Below are 16,889 nucleotides of genomic sequence, written 5' to 3' on the forward strand. Positions count from 1 at the left end.
TGTGCCAATTAGCGATCTCCATACCATAGGCCGCACGCAGGTCCGGGTCAGTGCGCTGGGTTTCGGCGCGGCGGCCATCGGTAACCTGTATCGCCCGGTCGATGACGCCACGGCGGCAGCGACGCTCAAGGCCGTAACGGACGGCGGCATCGGCTATATCGACACCGCTCCGCGCTATGGGCACGGCCTGTCCGAGCGCCGCCTCGCCGACCTGAGCGCTGACACCACCCTGTCCACCAAGGTGGGACGGGTCCTGACCCCCATCGCTGCCCCGCCGCCCAGCACCGAACGCCACGGCTTTGTCGATGGCGACCCCTTCGATGAGCACTTCGACTACAGTTATGACGGCGTGATGCGGTCGTTTGAGGACAGTCAGAAGCGGCTGAAGCGCGAACGCATCGACATGTTGCTGGTCCACGATCTGGGAGTCGAAACCCACGGCAGCGACCATGCCCGACACCTCGCCGCCTTTCTGAGCGGCGGTTTGCGCGCCCTACACGAACTGAAAGCGCAGGGCCTGACGCAGGCCATCGGGCTTGGCGTCAATGAGACGGCCATCTGCGATCTGGTTATGGCCGAAGCCGATATCGACGTCCTGATGCTGGCCGGACGCTATACCCTGCTGGAGCAGACGCCGCTGGACGGCCTGTTTGAACGCTGCGCGGCGCGCGGTGTGTCGGTTCTGGCAGCGGCCCCGTTCAATTCGGGTCTGCTGGCCGGAGGCGCGCACTTCAACTATGTGGCCCCGCCGACGGACATCCTGACCCGCGTGCGCGACATCGAGGCCGTCTGCACCCGCCACCATGTGCCGCTGGCCGCCGCGGCGTTGCAATTCCCCGGCTTCCATCCGGTCGTGGCCAGTACCGTCGTCGGCATGGCCCGCCCGCAGCAGGTGGCGCGCAATATCGAGCTGTTCAGCCATCCCATCCCTGCCGAGCTGTGGCACGACCTGAAAGCCGCCGGTCTGCTGCGCGCCGATGCGCCGGCGGGTGATGTTTCACAAGCGTAAGAGTTCAACTGTCCATGTCCCTGCCCTCCCCCCTGATTTTACTGCACCCTTCTGACAATGTGGCGGTGTGCCGCGCGGCGATCGCGGCGGGCAGTGTGGTGACGGTGGGCGCCGAGGCTTTGTCGATTACCGAGGCTATCGAGGTGGGTCACAAGGTCGCCGTGCGCGACCTGAAGGCCGGGGACAAGATCTTCAAATACGGCGCGCCCATCGGCTCGATGACCCAAGACACGCCCAAGGGTGGCCACGTCCACATGCACAATATGAAAAGCGACTATATTTCTTCTCACACCCGCGAAGCCTCCGGAGGTGTACATGCTTAAGGGCTATCTGCGTCCGGATGGCCGCAAGGGCATCCGCAATGTCATCGCCGTGGCCTATCTGGTCGAATGCGCCCACCACGTGGCGCGCCAGATCGTCACCAGGTCCGATGACAGCGAGGTGCACCTGATCGGCTTTCCGGGTTGCTATCCCAACGACTACGCCTTCAAGGTGATGTCGGCGGTGACGACGCATCCCAATGTCGGCGGCGTGCTGCTGATCTCGCTGGGCTGTGAGAGCTTCAACCGCGAGCGCCTGAAGGCCGCCATCGAGGCGTCGGGCCGCCCGTGCGAAACCCTGGTGATCCAGCAGTCAGGCGGTACGCTTTCGACCATTCAGAAGGGCCTTGAGGCCGTGGCCCGGTTGCAAGCCGTAGCCGCGCAGACCCCGGTGGTCGAGATGGCGGTGTCAGAGCTGGTCATCGGCACCATCTGCGGCGGCTCGGACGGTACGTCGGGCATCACCGCCAATCCGGCTGTCGGTCGCGCCTTCGACTGGTTCGGGGCGCAAGGGGCGGCCTGTGTGTTCGAAGAAACCGGCGAACTGGTCGGCTGCGAAACCATCATGGCCAGCCGCGCCGTCACGCCAGAACTGGGGGCGGAACTCGAAGCCTGCGTGCAGAAGGCCGAGGCCTATTACACCGTCATGGGCTTTGGGTCGTTCGCGCCGGGCAATGCCGAAGGCGGCCTGACCACGCAGGAAGAAAAGTCGATGGGGGCCTATTCCAAGTCGGGATCGGCGCCCATCTGCGGCATCCTGAAACCCGGTGATCTGCCGCCGACGGGCGGGCTTTACCTGCTCGATGTGGTGCCGGACGGTGAGCCGCGTTTCGGCTTCCCCAATATCTCGGACAATGCGGAAATCGTCGAACTGATCGCCTGTGGCGCACACGTGACCCTGTTCACCACGGGCCGCGGCTCTGTGGTGGGGTCGGCCATTTCGCCCGTGATCAAGGTCTGCGCCAATCCCGACACCTATCGCAAGCTGAGCGAGGATATGGATATCGACGCCGGCAAGATCATGGAAGGTCGTGCCACGCTGGATGAGGTCGGGCAGGAGATTATCGACAGCGTGCTGGCCGTCGCCGCTGGCGCCCCCACAAAATCCGAAGCCCTGGGCCATCAGGAGTTCATCCTGACCTATAAGGCCTTCGACCCGCTGGGCCCGGCCTGCCTGCCGCTGCGCCGGGCGTAACCTAATTATACCTCCCCACCTGTGGTGGGGAGGGGAATGATTTCAAGAGACCGCACCATGTCACGACTTTCCGGAAAAACCGCCCTGATCACCGCTGCCGGGCAAGGCATTGGCCGCGCCACCGTCGAAGCCTATGTGCGCGAAGGGGCCACCGTCATCGCCGCCGACATCAACGAGGCCAGCCTCAGCGAACTGGCGGCGCTGGAGAATGTCATCGCGCGCAAGCTCGACGTCACCGACGCCGAAGCGGTCAAGGCCATCGCCGCTGAGTTCCCCCATATCGACATCCTCTATAACTGCGCCGGTTTCGTGCACGCCGGGACCATTCTCGATTGCGACGAACAGGACTGGGCCTTTTCCAACAGCCTGAACGTCACGGCGCAGTACCGCCTGATCCGCGCCGTCCTGCCCAACATGATCGCACGCGGGGGCGGCTCGATCATCAACATGTCGTCGATCGCCTCGTCGGTCAAAGGTATCCCCAACCGCTTCGCCTACTGCGCCACCAAGGCGGCGGTGATCGGCCTGACCAAGTCGGTGGCGGCGGACTTCGTGGCGCAGGGCATCCGCTGCAACGCCATCTGCCCCGGCACGGTGGAGACGCCGTCTCTGCTGCAACGCCTGCACGACACGGGTGATTTTGAGCAGGCCTATAAGGACTTCACCGCGCGTCAGGCCATGGGCCGCTTCGGCAAGCCGGAAGAACTGGCGGCACTGGCCGTCTATCTGGGCTCGGATGAGTCCAAATTCACCACCGGCCGCGCCCACATCATCGACGGCGGATGGGTGATGTAAGGTTTTCTTAGCCACCAAAAACACGAAAATCACAAACTCAGAACCGTAGAAACATAGGGCCCAAAGGGCTTCTGATTAACTTCGGCAAGAGTATTTTATGGCGCTTCGCACGATCAATCCGTGCAATGAAGTTCGTGTCTTTTCGTGTTTTTGGCTGCGCCGAACGACGTTTCGTGGCTAACTCTTCCCAAACAGGAGGAATCCCATGCGCCTGATCTTTGCCGCAGCCCTGATCGCCCTGCCCTCGTTCGCCCTCGGAGCCCCGCCCATGGTCATTATCGACGAAAAGGACACGGTGGTCGAAGAGGCCCCGCCGCACGGCCGGATCGGCATGTCCACCGCATTCCGCATCAGCGACAGCGCCCCGCAGCGCAGCATGGAGTTCCGCAAGCGCAGCCTGCACAAGGGCGCGGCCATCGGCATCCACCCCATCGACCACGATGAGGTCTATTACGTCGTTTCCGGTACCGGGATTGTGGAATCGGACGGCGTGACTCACACCCTCACCGAGGGCATGACCGCCTATCTCTATGAAGGGGCGAAGGTCGGTATCAAACAGGTGGGCGATGAGCCGCTGACCCTGATCATTTCGTATCCGTTGAAAGCCCGCACGAAATAGGTCTACCCGTGCAGGCTTATATCCATCCAGATCAGCGCCACTTCGCCGGGCTTGAGGCAGCGCAGGCCGGAATTGGCGTGGTGGAAGGGGTCCGGCATATGGTTGACCGGCTCGGCGCAGAAAAAGTCCTGCCCAGGCGGCACATAGACGTGCAGCCAGTGACAATCCGGTGAGGCGCGCAAGGTCAGGACCGGTGTCGCGTCCTCATAGATGTCGGCGCGCCCGGCAAAGCCCGTATGGCAATGGTCGATCAGGCCCGTGTCGCTGACGAAATCCCCCTTCGTCCAGTCCTTGCGCCACACGCCCGCGTACCATTCGGTCGGCAGGCAGTCCATATCGGCGATCCACACCCCATCGACGGGCGCCTTGAGCCGCGTCTGAGAGGTGCGGTTGAAATAGGGGTGAAAGCCCAGTCCCGCCGGCATGGCGGTTGAGCTGAGGTTCTTGACGCTCAGCCAGACGCGCAACCCCGCCGGACGCAGTTCGAACACCTGCCGCGCCTCATAGGCCCACGGCCACTCATCCGGCTGATGACGATAGGTCAGAACGGCCCGCGACGGCGATTGCTCCGTCACGCTCCAGCGCGCGCGCCAGCCCTGACCGTGCAGGGTATGCGGATGGTCACCCAGATTGGGGGCCATCTTCACCTTTTGCGTACCGATGGAGAAGCTGCCGTTACGGATGCGGTTACAGAAGGGCACCAGCGGAAACGACGCCGTCTCCAGCACATCGCGCGGGTCTTCGGGTGTCGGGCGCATATAGTCGCGGCCCTTGTGGCTCAAAGCGCCGATGGAGCCGCCCAGGTCCGGATGCAGGGCCAGCGTTGTGTCGCGTGCCGTCAGGGTCAGCGTCGAAAGAGCGATCATGTGGCATTTCCATATTTTTATTTTTCAGACGCAAACGGCGGAGCCTGATCGCAGCTCCGCCGTCCTTTACTGTGTCGCCTTATGTTACGACTTCTTCCACAGGCTTTCAATCGCCTCAAGGGTCCGGCCCTTGGTTTCCGGTACGAACTTCCACACGAAGACCGCCGCCAGCACCGAAAAGGCCGCATAGATGTAGTAGTTGAGGCCGTGGTTGAAGGTGGCGTTGAGCGCGCTGTCGCCATCAATCACCTTGAACGACCAGGTGACGATGTAGTTCGAAATCCACTGGGCGGCGACGGCGATGGCCATGGCCTTGCCCTTGATGGAGTTGGGGAACATTTCGGCCAGCAGCACCCACACGACTGGGCCCCACGACAGGGCGAAGCCGGCGATATACAGCATGGCCGCGTACAGCAGCAGCGTACCTTCCTGCTTTTGCTGGAACAGGATGCCGAGCGCGGCCATCGACACGGCCATGACCAGAGCGCCGAGGATCAGCAGCGGCTTGCGGCCCCAGTGATCGACGGTGAAGGTCGCCACCAGGGTGAACACCACATTGGCCGCACCGACCAGCACGGTCTGGAACAGGGCCTGATCGGTGCCCGATCCGATATTCTTGAACATCAACGGCGCGTAATAGAGCACGGCATTGATCCCGACGAACTGCTGAAACACCGACAGCAGCACACCCACCACGACAACACCGACGCCGAACGAGAACAGCTTGCCCGAATGTTCGTTGAGCGAGCCGCGGATTTCGTCCATGGTCGCCTGCGCTTCTTGCGGATCGTTCAGTTCGCTGAGCAGCTTGCGCGCATTGTCTTCCTTCTGCTTCATGACGTACCAGCGCGGCGTGTCGGGCATAAGGAAGGCCGCCAGGAAGAACAGGGCCGCCGGAATACCCGCCGAAGCCAGCATATAGCGCCAGCCGGTCGAAAGCACCCACTCATCGGTGCCGGATTCCGCGATCTTCAGATTGACGAAATAGACCAGAAGCATACCGCCGACGATGGCGATTTGCTGGAAGGTGATCAGCAGGCCACGCTGCTTGGCCGGGGCGATTTCCGCGATGTACAGCGGCGAAATCAACGACGCCATGCCGATGGCGACCCCGCCGATAAAGCGGTAGATCATGAAGGGCGTCAGGCCCTCAACACCCAGACCACCGATCGGGGCCAGACCCAGTTCCGGATAGCCCGACAGGATCGACGAGGCGAAGAACAGAAACGCGGCAATCAGCATCCCGGCGCGACGGCCAAGCGAGGTGGACAGCGGCCCGGCGATCAGCGAGCCCAGCACGCAACCCAGAAGCGCGATGCCAATGGCCGTACCGGCCAGAGAGTTGCGCGCCACCTCGGTGAGGTCGGTACGCGGCGTGACGAAGTTATGGACGATGGCTTCTTCGGCGCCGGAAATCACGGCGGTGTCGTAGCCGAACAGGAGGCCGCCCAGAGCCGCGCCGATGGCGAGCCCCATGACCAGCCCCATATTCACTTTTCCAAGTGATGAGGACATTCAATTTTCCCTTCCCTGAGTGCAATCGAAGGATTGCAGACGTGTGACGCCTTCCGCTCTCTATGCCCTATGTATCGTTGGTGGTCGGGTGTGGCGGATAGGCGCAATGAGACTGAACCGCGCGCAGCGACTCGTAAAGGCCGCTCTCTCAAAAAGTGAGACACGGTCTTGGCGCACCGCGCCGCGGGCGTGGTTAATGTGCCTTAAATTTTCAGTCTGGCAAGCAAAAAGCTGATAGCGCTACCATCCGGGGGGCTGGGTTTTACCGTAAAAATGCTGCGCAATATCCCTCCTCCCTGTTGCGCAGCAACAGTGAGGAGGTTGCGGTTATAGCGGAATGATTTTTCTTAGAATCATTCCGCTCAAGCCGCCATTGAGGCGGCGGCCAAGGTGGCGCAAGTCACCGCCCGGCGAGGGGCAAGCAGAAATCCTGATCATGATGTTTTTAACAAAAACATCATGATCAGTGATTATGCCGCGGCATCTTGTCGGCGATCCTCGTGTATTTCAGCGCCGGTTCCATCACCGCGCCCGTGTGCAGTTGCCCCACGGTCTGGCGATAGATTTCCTGCCACAGGGTCATGGACTCCGGATAGGCCGGGATACCGTCGGCCTTGCGCTTTTCGATCTCTTCGGCAGAGACCAGCATGTCGCAAGCGCCGGTATTGATGTCGATGCGAATGGTATCGCCGGTGCGCAGCCAGGCCAGCCCGCCACCCACCGCGCTTTCGGGCGAGGCGTTGAGGATGGAGGGCGAATCCGCCGTCCCCGACTGACGCCCGTCACCGATGGTCGGCAGCGAGGTGATGCCTTTTTTCAGCAACGCGTCGGGCGGCTGCATATTGACCACTTCGGCCGACCCCGGCCAGCCGACCGGACCGGAGCCACGGATGACCAGAATACAGTGCTCGTCGATATTCAGCGCCGGATCATTGATGCGCTCATGATAGTCGGTCGAGCCATCAAAGACGATGGCGCGGCCTTCGAACACGCCTTCGCGGCCCGGTTCCGACAGATAGCGTTGGCGGAATTCGGGCGAAATGACGCTCGTCTTCATGATGGCAAAGTCGAACAGATTGCCCTTGAGCACCAGGAAGCCGGCCCGCTCCATCAGCGGCTCGGCCACAGTGCGGATCATTTCGCGGTCGCGGGTTTCGCGGCCTTCGACATTTTCGGCAATCGTCTTGCCGGTAATCGTCGCCGCCGTGCCGTCCAGCATCCCGGCCTTCAACAGCTCGACATGGATAGCCGGGACGCCACCCGCGCGGTGGAAGCGTTCGCCCAGATACTTACCCGCCGGCTGCATGTTGAGGATCAGCGGGATGTCATAGGCCGCCATCCAGTCTTCCGGCGTCAGCTCGACCCCGGCGTGGCGCGCCATGGCCACAATGTGCGGCTGGGCATTGGTCGAACCGCCCAGCGCCGCCACCGCCGCGATGGCGTTGAGGAAGGAGGCCTTGGTCAGGATTTTCGAGGGTTTAAGGTCCTCATAGGCCATTTCGACGATGCGGCGGCCCGTCTCATAGGCCATCTGCCCGCGCTCCCGATAGGGGGCCGGAATGGCCGAGCAGCCGGGCAGCGACAGGCCCATGGTTTCGGCCACCGCATTCATGGTCGAGGCTGTGCCCATGGTGTTGCAGTGCCCCGCCGACGGGGCCGAGGCACAGGCGGCTTCGAGGAATTCGTCTTCGGTGATTTCACCGGCGGCCAGCTTGCGGCGTGAGCGCCAGATGACCGTGCCGGAACCGACCAGATCGCCGTCATGCCAGCCATCCAGCATCGGCCCGCCTGACAGCACAATGGCCGGAATATCAACGGCGGTGGCCGCCATAATGCCCGCCGGCGTGGTCTTGTCGCAGCCGGTCGTCAGCACCACCGCATCGAGCGGATAGCCGTGCAGGATTTCGACCAGCGTCATGAAGCTGAGGTTGCGATCGACGGCGGCGGTCGGACGGCGGCAGTTTTCAAAGATGGGGTGGCAAGGGAATTCCATGCAGATGCCGCCCGCATCGCGGATGCCTTCGCGCACGCGCTGGGCCAGATCGAGGTGGATGCGGTTGCACGGGCTGAGGTCCGACCCCGACTGCGCGATACCGATAATGGGCCGCCCCGAGCGCAATTCCTGCGGCGTGATGCCATAGTTCATGAAGCGCTCCAGATAGAGCGCCGCCATGTCGATATGGCCGGGGGCTTCGAACCATTCCTGTGAACGGAAACGGCCATTGGGGGTCGCGGGTTTACGGCTCATGGATTGCCCTCAGAGAAAATGTATTTCGTTTTGCGGCTGACCCGCTACGTCGCTGCGGAAGCTGAACAGCCCCCCGGCCAGCGGTTGCGATTTCAGATCATCAGCGCTTAAGCCCTTGGCCGCCGTCGTCGCATAGATGGTTTTCAGGTCACGGCCGCCAAAGGCGATCTTGGTGACGTTCGACACCGGCAGATCGACCTTACGGATCAGAGTCCCATCCGGCGCATAGACATGCACGCCCCAGCCGAAAAACAGCCCCACCCAAACCTGGCCCTGGCTATCGACGATCGGGCCGTCCATATAGCCTTCGCCGTGCGCGCCGGTTTTGCCCATGGCGTCCAGTTGCGCGAACAGGCGCTTGTTATGGATGTCGCCGTGGTCGTCGAGATCGAAGGCGTAGATGTGCTTTTTCAGCGTGTCGTTGTGATAGAGGGTCTTGCCATCCGGGCCGACCGCCGGGCCATTGGTGATGACGTAGTCTTCGTCCATAACCTTCAGACCCCGCCCATCGTAGCGGTAGAGGCGACCGGTGGGTTTTTCTTCGTCATCGTCCATCGAGCCGAACCACAGGCGGCCCCTGGCATCGACAAAGCCGTCATTGAGCCGGTTGGTCGGCAGGCCCGGCTCGACATGGCTCAGCAGGGTGAATGTGCCGGTTTTGGGGTCGAAATCGTAGAGGCCCGTCTTGCAGCCGACGACAAAGCCGCCGCGTGATTTGGGGGCGAGGAAGCCGGGCTCGGACGGGGCGAGGAAGGACTGATGCGAACCGATGTCGGGATCGTAGCGGTGGACGCGCTTTTGTTTGATATCGACGAACCACAGGGCGTGATCGCGCGCCGACCATACGGGCCCTTCGCCCAGCGTGGCCTTGAGGTCGAGAACACAGGTCGGTTGGAACAGTTGAGTCATGGGTTTCCTCCGACGGAGAGTGAGGCAACACCCCCTCCCCCACCACCGTTTGCTGGATCAAACGGTCCCCCTCCCTACACCAAGGGGCAGGGAGGCATAAACAAGTCAAACCACCGAAACCGCCTCGGTCAGGCTTATCGCCAGCCAGCGTCGATCCAGTAGCCGTGGCCGGTGCACAGGGCCGCATCGTCAGAGGCGAGGAACAGGGCCAGAGACGCCACGTGCTGCGGCTCGATACGGCCATCGAGGCATTGCGCCTCAACGATCTGACGCTCGCCTTCGGGCGTATACCACTTCATCTGGCGCGGCGTTTTGACATTGCCGGGGATGATGGTGGTGACGCGGATATTGTCGCGGCCCAGCTCACGGGCCAAAGCGCGCGTCATGCCTTCGATACCGGCCTTGGCCGTTTCATAGAGCGTCAGGTCGGGCAGACCGAGGTGCCAGGAGATCGAGCCGAAATTGATGATGGCCCCGCCGCCCGCCGCCTTCATGCCCGGCGCGATGGCGCGGGTAACCATCAGCATGTGCTTGAGGTTGACGCCGATATTCTTGTCGAAAAATTCCGACGTGATTTCCGCCAGAGAATGACGGTCGTCGCGCGCCGCATTGTTGAGCAGGATGGTCACCGGACCGTCGGCCTGAATGGTGGCCAGCACCTTTTCCAGCGCCGGCGTATCGGTCAGATCGCACTGATGATAGACCGGCGCGACACCCAAAACCCCGGTATCGATGGTGGCGGAGACTTCATCGACGAGGTCGATGAAATGCACCTTCGCCCCTTGATTGACGAAGGCCTTGACCAGCCCTCCGCCGATACCCGACCCCCCGCCGGTGATGAGAACCTTACGCCCTTTCAGGCTCGGATAGATGGCAGACGACATGTCTTCAGAACTTTCTACAAACAAACACCAAGGGGCACCCGGAAACGGTTTCTGCGTTTCTTATAAAGGATGCACGTTTAATTACATCTAGGCCGCGTCGGCCTTGGCCGTTTCGACCTTCAGCAGACCCCGCGCGACGAGGTTCTGCATCAGGGCCACGATACCAAAGGTCCAGGCGCGCGCATCTTTTGAGGTGGTGACGCGGTTTTCCAGCGTACCGAGCTTGGGCGAAGTGACGGTGACGATGTCTCCGACCTTGTGCGTGAAGCCACGGCCCGGCGTGTCGCGGTCCTGCGTCGGCGCAAACAGCGTGCCCAGCATCAGGACGAAACCGTCGGGATAGTGGTGCTCGCTCAGCGCCTGACGGATCAGTTCCAGCGGATCACGGCTGATCTGATCCATCGAGGAGCGGCCTTCCAGCACATAGCCTTCCGGACCGTCGATGCGCAGATCGAGCACGGCGGAGCGCACATCCTCAATCGTGAAGCCTTCGTCGAACAGGCGGATGAACGGCCCCAACGCGCACGAAGCGTTATTGTCCTTGGCCTTACCCAGCAGCAGGGCCGAGCGGCCTTCGAAGCAGCGCAGGTTCACGTCGTTACCAAGCGTCGCCCCCAGCGCACGGCCCTTCGGATCGACGACCATCACCACTTCGGGTTCGGGATTGTTCCACGTCGAATCGGACCGCACGCCGACCTCTTCGCCCCAGCCGACCGACGACAGGACCGGCGACTTGGTGAAGACTTCAGCATCCGGGCCGATGGCGACTTCGAGATATTGCGACCACAGGCCGTCCGCGATCAGCGCCTCTTTCAGCTTGGCCGCCGCTTCGGTGCCCGGCACGACCGAGCGGATATCACCGCCGACGCGCGCCGCCAGATCATCGCGGATGGCCTGTGCCTTGTTATAATCGCCGCGCGCGCGCTCTTCGATAACGCGCTCGACCGCCGACACGGCAAAGGTGACGCCCGCCGCCTTGACCACCTGAAGGTCGATGGGCGACAGCAGGGTCGATTTCCCTTCCCACGCCTTCTGAAAGGCAAAGTCTTCCAGCTTGCCAAGGCTCTTGCCACCCGCGGGGACGCCCTTTTCCGGCCAGTTCGCCAGAAGCTGCGCCACGGTCGGGGCCACCGCGCTCATGTCGAACACCTCGCCCCCCTTGACCAGAACCGGGGTCGGGCCTTCGGGCAGAAGGATGCGGCCAACCAGCGTGGCCTCACGCCAATCAACCGGAAGCATGGCGGCGGGGAGGGAATCGGTCATGGTGACGCACCTTTGCTTTACGAATCGTCCGGACAGCCGGAAAGAAGGGACTCTGCTCAACCTGTAGCGTCCGGCCGCTAACCACCGGACTTTTATGTATTTTTTCTACACGGCCTCGCGCGCAACCGTGGCTACGCGGTTGAGCCGTTATGATACCGCTACCATTTCCAGCAGAAGTGCCCACTTGTCAAGAGGCGACACCCTTCGGGTTACATTTTTCGGCCCTCAGTCCGTCGCGTCTTCGCCCGGTGCCGAAGAGGACTGCCGCTCAATGATCGCGAAGTCGCGGATTTCATGCACGGGCGCATAGGGCTGACCCGAACGGCGCGTGCGAATCTGCTCCAGCAGCATCTTCAGCCCCAGCGACGCCATGTCCGAAATCGGCTGACGCACGGTGGTCAGTTCCGGCCACACGGACGAGGCCATGGACGTATCGTCAAAGCCCACAATGGTCACGTCCTTCGGCACATCAAGGCCCAGCCGATGGGCCGAAGCCACGGCACCGGCAGCCATATCGTCGTTGGAGGCAAACAGGGCCGTCGGGCGCTCATCGCGCATCAGCAGGCTTTCGGCGGCATCGAAGCCAGAGCGGTAGGTGAAATAGCCCTGCCCGATCAGCTTGTCTTCCGGCGTCAGCCCGGCCTTGGTCAGGGCCGCGATATAGCCCTCATGCCGCAACTGGCTGTAATAGGAGTTGGGGTTGCCCTTGATAAAGCCGATGCGGCGGTGGCCCAGCGCGATCAGGCGCTGCGTCATGGCGAAGGCCGCCTTGAAATCGTCGATGGAGACGCTGGCCGCATCTGGCGACGGGCGCGACGTCGCCACGCCGACAAACGGCAGGCCCATCTCGCGCAGGGCCTTGGCCACGCGGGTGGAATCCGACAGGGGCGGCGGCAGGACCACGCCATCGACGCCCAGCGATTTCAGCTTGTCCAGCACATCGGCCACGCCTTCGGGGCCTTCGCAGCTTTCGATGATCAACTGACAGCCGCTTTGTGAGCTTTGGTGCAGTATGCCCAGCAGCAGTTCCGACAGGAAGGACATGGAGGGGTTGGAATAGATCAGGGCGATGCGCGACGAATCCTGAGAGGCCAGAGAACGCGCCGCCATGTTCGGCGAATAGTTCAGCGCCTCGATAGCTTCGGCCACCTTTTTGCGCGTCTCTTCGCGGACGTTCTTCTCACCATTGATGACGCGCGACACGGTCATCGGCGACACGCCGACGTGTCGGGCCACATCATGGATGGTGACGATGTTGCCGCTGCGACGACTGACCTTACGCGCCAATGCTTTACCCCTTGAGTGCCGCGCCCCAGGACGCTGAATCGGATACAATCGTACAATTGTCGCACGCAAAAGCGCCAAAGGTAAAGAGGGACAGGCGCTTTGTTTTTATTGGCAAAATAAATTCTCACTTGAAAAAATGCCAGCGCTGTCATAAGCCTTTCACACGACCTCGACCGCAAAACAGAAGCGAGGCGAACAGGGAAGACAACCAGATGACCGCCCCTACTCTGACAGGTGATGGCGACTCGGCCGCAGAGACCGACGCCCGAGTCGTGGTAATAATTTACAGCAAAAATCCAGTGGAGACCGCCTGATGAAACTGACATCCCTGCGCCTGACCGCCGGTCTGCTGGCGCTGACGCTGCCCCTGACGTCCCCCCTGACGGCTGAGGCCGCGCCGCGCTTTGCCGCCATCTTCGGCGACCACGCGGTTTTGCAAAGAGAGACCCCGGTGCGGGTGTGGGGCTTTGCCGACAAGGGCGAAACGGTTACCCTGCGCATCGCCGGTCAGACGGCGACCGCGACGGCTGACGCTTCGGGCCGCTGGGAGGCGACCCTGGCCCCCCTGCCCGCAGGCGGACCTTACGAGCTAAGCCTGTCGGGCGGCGCAACGCTGAAAGACGTGCTGGTGGGTGACGTGTTCCTGTGTTCGGGGCAATCGAACATGGAATTCACCACCAAATACGCCACCAATGCCTATAACGAGATCCTCAACTCGGCCAATGACCGCATCCGCTTTGTCACGGTCGAAAAGGACGCGCAGCCCGCCGGCCCGCTGAGCGACCTGCCGAAATCACCGGCGTGGCGCGCGGTCGGACCCGAAACGACCGGCGATACCTCCGCCGTCTGCTACTACATGTCGAAAGCGCTGGCGACGAAGACCGGTGTGCCCATCGGCATGATCCATTCGTCCTGGGGCGGCACCATGATCCAGTCGTGGTTAAGCCAATCGACCCTGCGTCAGCTCAAAAGCTACGATACCGGCCTTGAGACGCTCAAACTCTATGCCCGCGACCCGCAGGCGGCGCAAAAGGGCTGGCAGAAGGTGACGCAAGCCTGGTGGGATACCCACGAACCGCAAGCGGCCGAAAAGCGCCAATGGGCGGCCGCCACCTATGACGACCGCGACTGGAAGACGATGGACACGACGCGCTTCTGGGAAGAGTCGGGCGACCCGGCTCTGGCGGGTTTTGATGGCGTGGTGTGGTATCGCAGCGAGATCACCCTGACCGCCGCACAGGCCAAATCGGCCACCACGCTGGTGCTGGGGGCGGTGGACGATGCCGACACCACCTTCCTCAACGGTCAGGTCATAGGCTCCAGCGAAGGCTGGAATACGCCGCGTCGCTATGACATCCCTAAGGGCGTGCTGAAGGCCGGACGCAATGTCATCGCTCTGCGCGCCGTCGATACGGGCGGCGGTGGCGGCCTGTGGGGCGACCCCAAACCGCGCGGTCTTTACCTCAACGACGGCAAAATTATTCAAATTCCAGAAAAATGGAAATATAAGATTTCCACGCCCATGTCGGGCCTCAGCGATGTGCCGACCACGCCGTGGCTGCCCACCTCCGGGCTGGCGACCCTGTATAACGGTATGATCGCGCCGATCGCGCCCTATACGCTGAAGGGTGTGGCCTGGTATCAGGGCGAAGCCAATGCCAGCAATGCCAGGGAATATAGCCGTTTGCTGCCCGCTTTGTTTGCCGACTGGCGCGCCAGCTTCCGGCAATCCGACCTGCCCGTCGTCGTCGTGCAACTGGCCAATTTCGGGCCGGTGGTGAACGGCCCGGCCCCGTCGCAATGGGCGGAGCTACGCGAATCCCAGCGCCTCAGCGTCAAGGACGACGCGAAGACCGCTCTGGCCGTCAGCCTCGATGTGGGCGACCGCACCGACATCCATCCGACACAGAAAAAGGTGGTGGGTGAGCGCGTGGCACTGGGGATGCGCAAGGCCGCCTATGGCGAAGCGGTCGCCCTGTCGCCCGAACCCATCTCGGCCACCCGCCGCGGCGCGGATGTGGTGATCCGGTTCCGCGACACGGGCGGCAAGCTCCTCACCTATTCGTCGGATCAGGCCATCGGTTTTGAAGCCTGCGACGATGCCTGCCGCTATGTCCCTGCGACGGTCGAAGGCGATGCGGTGGTGCTGAAAGGGGCGGCGACGGTGAAGCAGGTCCGCTATGGCTGGGCCGACTCGCCCTACGTTAACCTGTTCAGCACCAGCGACCTGCCGGTCGCCCCGTTCCAGATCGACATCCAATAACACCAACGGCCGAAGAGGCTGACCGCATGCGGCCGTTGAATACTCGCCTTTCCCGCAAAAAGGACTCCCATGCGCCCTACCCGCCGTCAGATGCTTGGTTCCGCCGCTGCCCTCAGCGGTGCCGCCCTCGCCCCCGCCACGCAGGCCGCGACGGCCCGGTTCAAGGCCAGTTGGGAGTCGCTGGGCGACGCCTATCAGACGCCGGACTGGTTCAAGGACGCCAAGCTGGGCCTGTGGTCGCACTGGGGGCCGCAGTGCGTGCCGGAGGCTGGCGACTGGTACGGACGGCAGATGTATATGCAGGGCAATCCCTATTACGACCTGCATGTGCAACGTTATGGCCATCCGGCGCATCATGGCTTTATGGAGATCATCAACGACTGGAAGGTCACGGAATGGGACCCGGAAGGCCAGATCGCCCTGTATAAGGCCGCCGGGGCCAAATACTTCGTGTCGATGGCCAATCACCACGACAATCTCGACATGTTCGATTCGAAGTTCCACAAATGGAACTCTCTGAACGTCGGCCCGAAGATGGATATTGTCGGTCGCTGGGCCAAGGTGGCGCGCGCCGCCGGTCTGCGCTTTGGCGTGTCCAACCACGCCGCCCACGCATGGCACTGGTGGCAGACGGCCTATGGCTACGATCCGGAAGGGCCGATGCGCGGCGTGCGCTATGACGCGGCGCGCCTGACGAAGGCGGATGGCAAGGGCAAATGGTGGGACGGCCTCGACCCGCAGGACCTTTATACCGGTCCGGCTGGCGACATGGTGCCGCCCGATGGCCTGACCACGATCAAGGCGATGAACGACTATCACGACCAGCATTCGGGTCAGTGGCTGGAAACCTCGCCCAACGCCTGGTACGCCCGGCAGTGGTTGCTGCGTCAGAACGATCTGGTCGATAAGTACCGGCCGGATTTTGTCTATTTCGACAATTACGGCCTGCCGCTGGAGCGGGCGGGGCTCGATGCCACGGCCTATTTCTATAACCAGAACCGCAAATGGAACGGCGGCAAGCTGGAGGCCGTCGTGACCGGCAAGAAGCTGGACGCCAGACAGAAACGTGCCATCGTCGATGATGTCGAGCGCGGCTTTTCCGACCGTTTGCGCGCGGAATACTGGCAGACCTGCACCTGCATCGGCAACTGGCACTACGACCGCGGGCTCTATGAGCGCAATGGATATAAAACCGCCAAGGACGTCATCCAGCGCCTCGGCGATATCGTCGCCAAGAACGGCAATATGCTGCTGTCGATCCCGCAGCGCGGCAATGGTGCCATTGACGAAAAGGAAGTCAAAATCCTTCAGGACATGGCGGCGTGGATGACGGTGAATGGTGAGGCCATTTTTGGCACCCGCGTCTGGACGATTTACGGCGAAGGCCCGGCCCGCTTTGCCGAGGGGATGCAGAACGAACACGCGCAGAAGGGCTTTACCCACGAAGACATCCGCTACACCACCAAGGGCGGAGTGCTCTACGCGCTAGGGCAAGACTGGCCCAACAGCGGGTATATGAGCCTGTCAGCCATGGCGCAGGGGTCGGCCCAGCGCAAGGGCACGGTCGAGCGGGTCGAACTGCTGGGCCATGGTCAGCCGCTGGACTTCGGCCTGTCGATCAACGGGCTGAATGTGAAGCTGCCCGACGCGCGGCCGACCTTTACGCCAGTGCTGAAGATCATGGGGTCGGGGATCGTCTGAAATCCCCCTCCCACG

General features: G+C 62.4%; 14 protein-coding genes. 7 read left to right on the forward strand and 7 right to left on the reverse strand.

Features of this window, described 5'->3' with window-relative positions; translation table 11 throughout:
• Position 1: 1 nt before the first annotated feature.
• The 5 genes from ACK8OE_RS03140 (at position 2) to ACK8OE_RS03160 (ending at position 3,938) form a co-directional block, all read left to right on the forward strand.
• Positions 2-1,009 (forward strand): aldo/keto reductase, encoded by a 1,008-nt coding sequence (locus ACK8OE_RS03140; protein ID WP_410271326.1) that lies wholly within the window; start codon positions 2-4, stop codon positions 1,007-1,009.
• Positions 1,010-1,023: 14 nt separating this feature from the next.
• Positions 1,024-1,332 (forward strand): UxaA family hydrolase, encoded by a 309-nt coding sequence (locus tag ACK8OE_RS03145; protein WP_410271327.1) that lies wholly within the window; start codon positions 1,024-1,026, stop codon positions 1,330-1,332.
• Positions 1,325-2,524: a UxaA family hydrolase gene (locus ACK8OE_RS03150; RefSeq protein ID WP_410271328.1), complete on the forward strand. Its 1,200-nt coding sequence runs from the start codon at positions 1,325-1,327 to the stop codon at positions 2,522-2,524. Before ACK8OE_RS03145 ends, ACK8OE_RS03150 begins: the two co-directional genes overlap by 8 nt.
• A 57-nt stretch (positions 2,525-2,581) precedes the next feature.
• On the forward strand, positions 2,582-3,319 hold the full coding sequence (locus ACK8OE_RS03155) for an SDR family oxidoreductase (protein ID WP_410271329.1): 738 nt from the start codon (positions 2,582-2,584) through the stop codon (positions 3,317-3,319).
• Between the two features lie 205 nt (positions 3,320-3,524).
• The gene (locus ACK8OE_RS03160; protein WP_410271330.1) at positions 3,525-3,938 is read left to right on the forward strand and encodes a cupin domain-containing protein; all 414 of its coding nucleotides are present in this window, start codon (positions 3,525-3,527) and stop codon (positions 3,936-3,938) included.
• 2 nt (positions 3,939-3,940) lie between these two features.
• Here ACK8OE_RS03160 and ACK8OE_RS03165 read toward each other — a convergent pair whose 3' ends face one another.
• The 7 genes from ACK8OE_RS03165 to ACK8OE_RS03195 all read right to left on the reverse strand — a co-directional run bounded on the left by ACK8OE_RS03165 (position 3,941) and on the right by ACK8OE_RS03195 (position 12,910).
• Positions 3,941-4,804: an aldose 1-epimerase gene (locus ACK8OE_RS03165; protein WP_290795214.1), complete on the reverse strand. Its 864-nt coding sequence runs from the start codon at positions 4,802-4,804 to the stop codon at positions 3,941-3,943.
• A gap of 84 nt (positions 4,805-4,888) precedes the next feature.
• Complete coding sequence (xylE, locus tag ACK8OE_RS03170) at positions 4,889-6,319, reverse strand: D-xylose transporter XylE (RefSeq protein ID WP_410271331.1); 1,431 nt, start codon at positions 6,317-6,319, stop codon at positions 4,889-4,891.
• Positions 6,320-6,782: 463 nt separating this feature from the next.
• Entirely contained in the window at positions 6,783-8,567 is a 1,785-nt protein-coding gene (locus ACK8OE_RS03175; protein WP_410271332.1) for an IlvD/Edd family dehydratase, read from the reverse strand.
• 9 nt (positions 8,568-8,576) lie between these two features.
• Positions 8,577-9,476, reverse strand: a complete 900-nt coding sequence (locus tag ACK8OE_RS03180) for an SMP-30/gluconolactonase/LRE family protein (protein ID WP_410271333.1) — start codon at positions 9,474-9,476, stop codon at positions 8,577-8,579.
• A gap of 134 nt (positions 9,477-9,610) precedes the next feature.
• Positions 9,611-10,360 carry an SDR family NAD(P)-dependent oxidoreductase gene (locus tag ACK8OE_RS03185; protein ID WP_410271334.1) on the reverse strand — a complete coding sequence of 250 codons (750 nt, stop codon included), beginning with the start codon at positions 10,358-10,360 and terminating at the stop codon, positions 9,611-9,613.
• Positions 10,361-10,447: 87 nt separating this feature from the next.
• Complete coding sequence (locus tag ACK8OE_RS03190) at positions 10,448-11,623, reverse strand: fumarylacetoacetate hydrolase family protein (RefSeq protein ID WP_290795225.1); 1,176 nt, start codon at positions 11,621-11,623, stop codon at positions 10,448-10,450.
• 225 nt (positions 11,624-11,848) lie between these two features.
• Positions 11,849-12,910: a LacI family DNA-binding transcriptional regulator gene (locus tag ACK8OE_RS03195; RefSeq protein WP_410271335.1), complete on the reverse strand. Its 1,062-nt coding sequence runs from the start codon at positions 12,908-12,910 to the stop codon at positions 11,849-11,851.
• Positions 12,911-13,223: 313 nt separating this feature from the next.
• On the opposite strand from ACK8OE_RS03195, the gene ACK8OE_RS03200 reads away from it, so the two are divergent.
• Together ACK8OE_RS03200 and ACK8OE_RS03205 are read left to right on the forward strand one after the other, a co-directional pair.
• Positions 13,224-15,173 (forward strand): sialate O-acetylesterase, encoded by a 1,950-nt coding sequence (locus tag ACK8OE_RS03200; RefSeq protein WP_410271336.1) that lies wholly within the window; start codon positions 13,224-13,226, stop codon positions 15,171-15,173.
• A 69-nt stretch (positions 15,174-15,242) separates the two neighbouring features.
• Positions 15,243-16,874 (forward strand): alpha-L-fucosidase, encoded by a 1,632-nt coding sequence (locus ACK8OE_RS03205; RefSeq protein ID WP_410271337.1) that lies wholly within the window; start codon positions 15,243-15,245, stop codon positions 16,872-16,874.
• Positions 16,875-16,889 lie beyond the last annotated feature (15 nt).

The organism is Asticcacaulis sp. W401b, assembly GCF_046503825.1.
GTDB lineage: Bacteria > Pseudomonadota > Alphaproteobacteria > Caulobacterales > Caulobacteraceae > Asticcacaulis.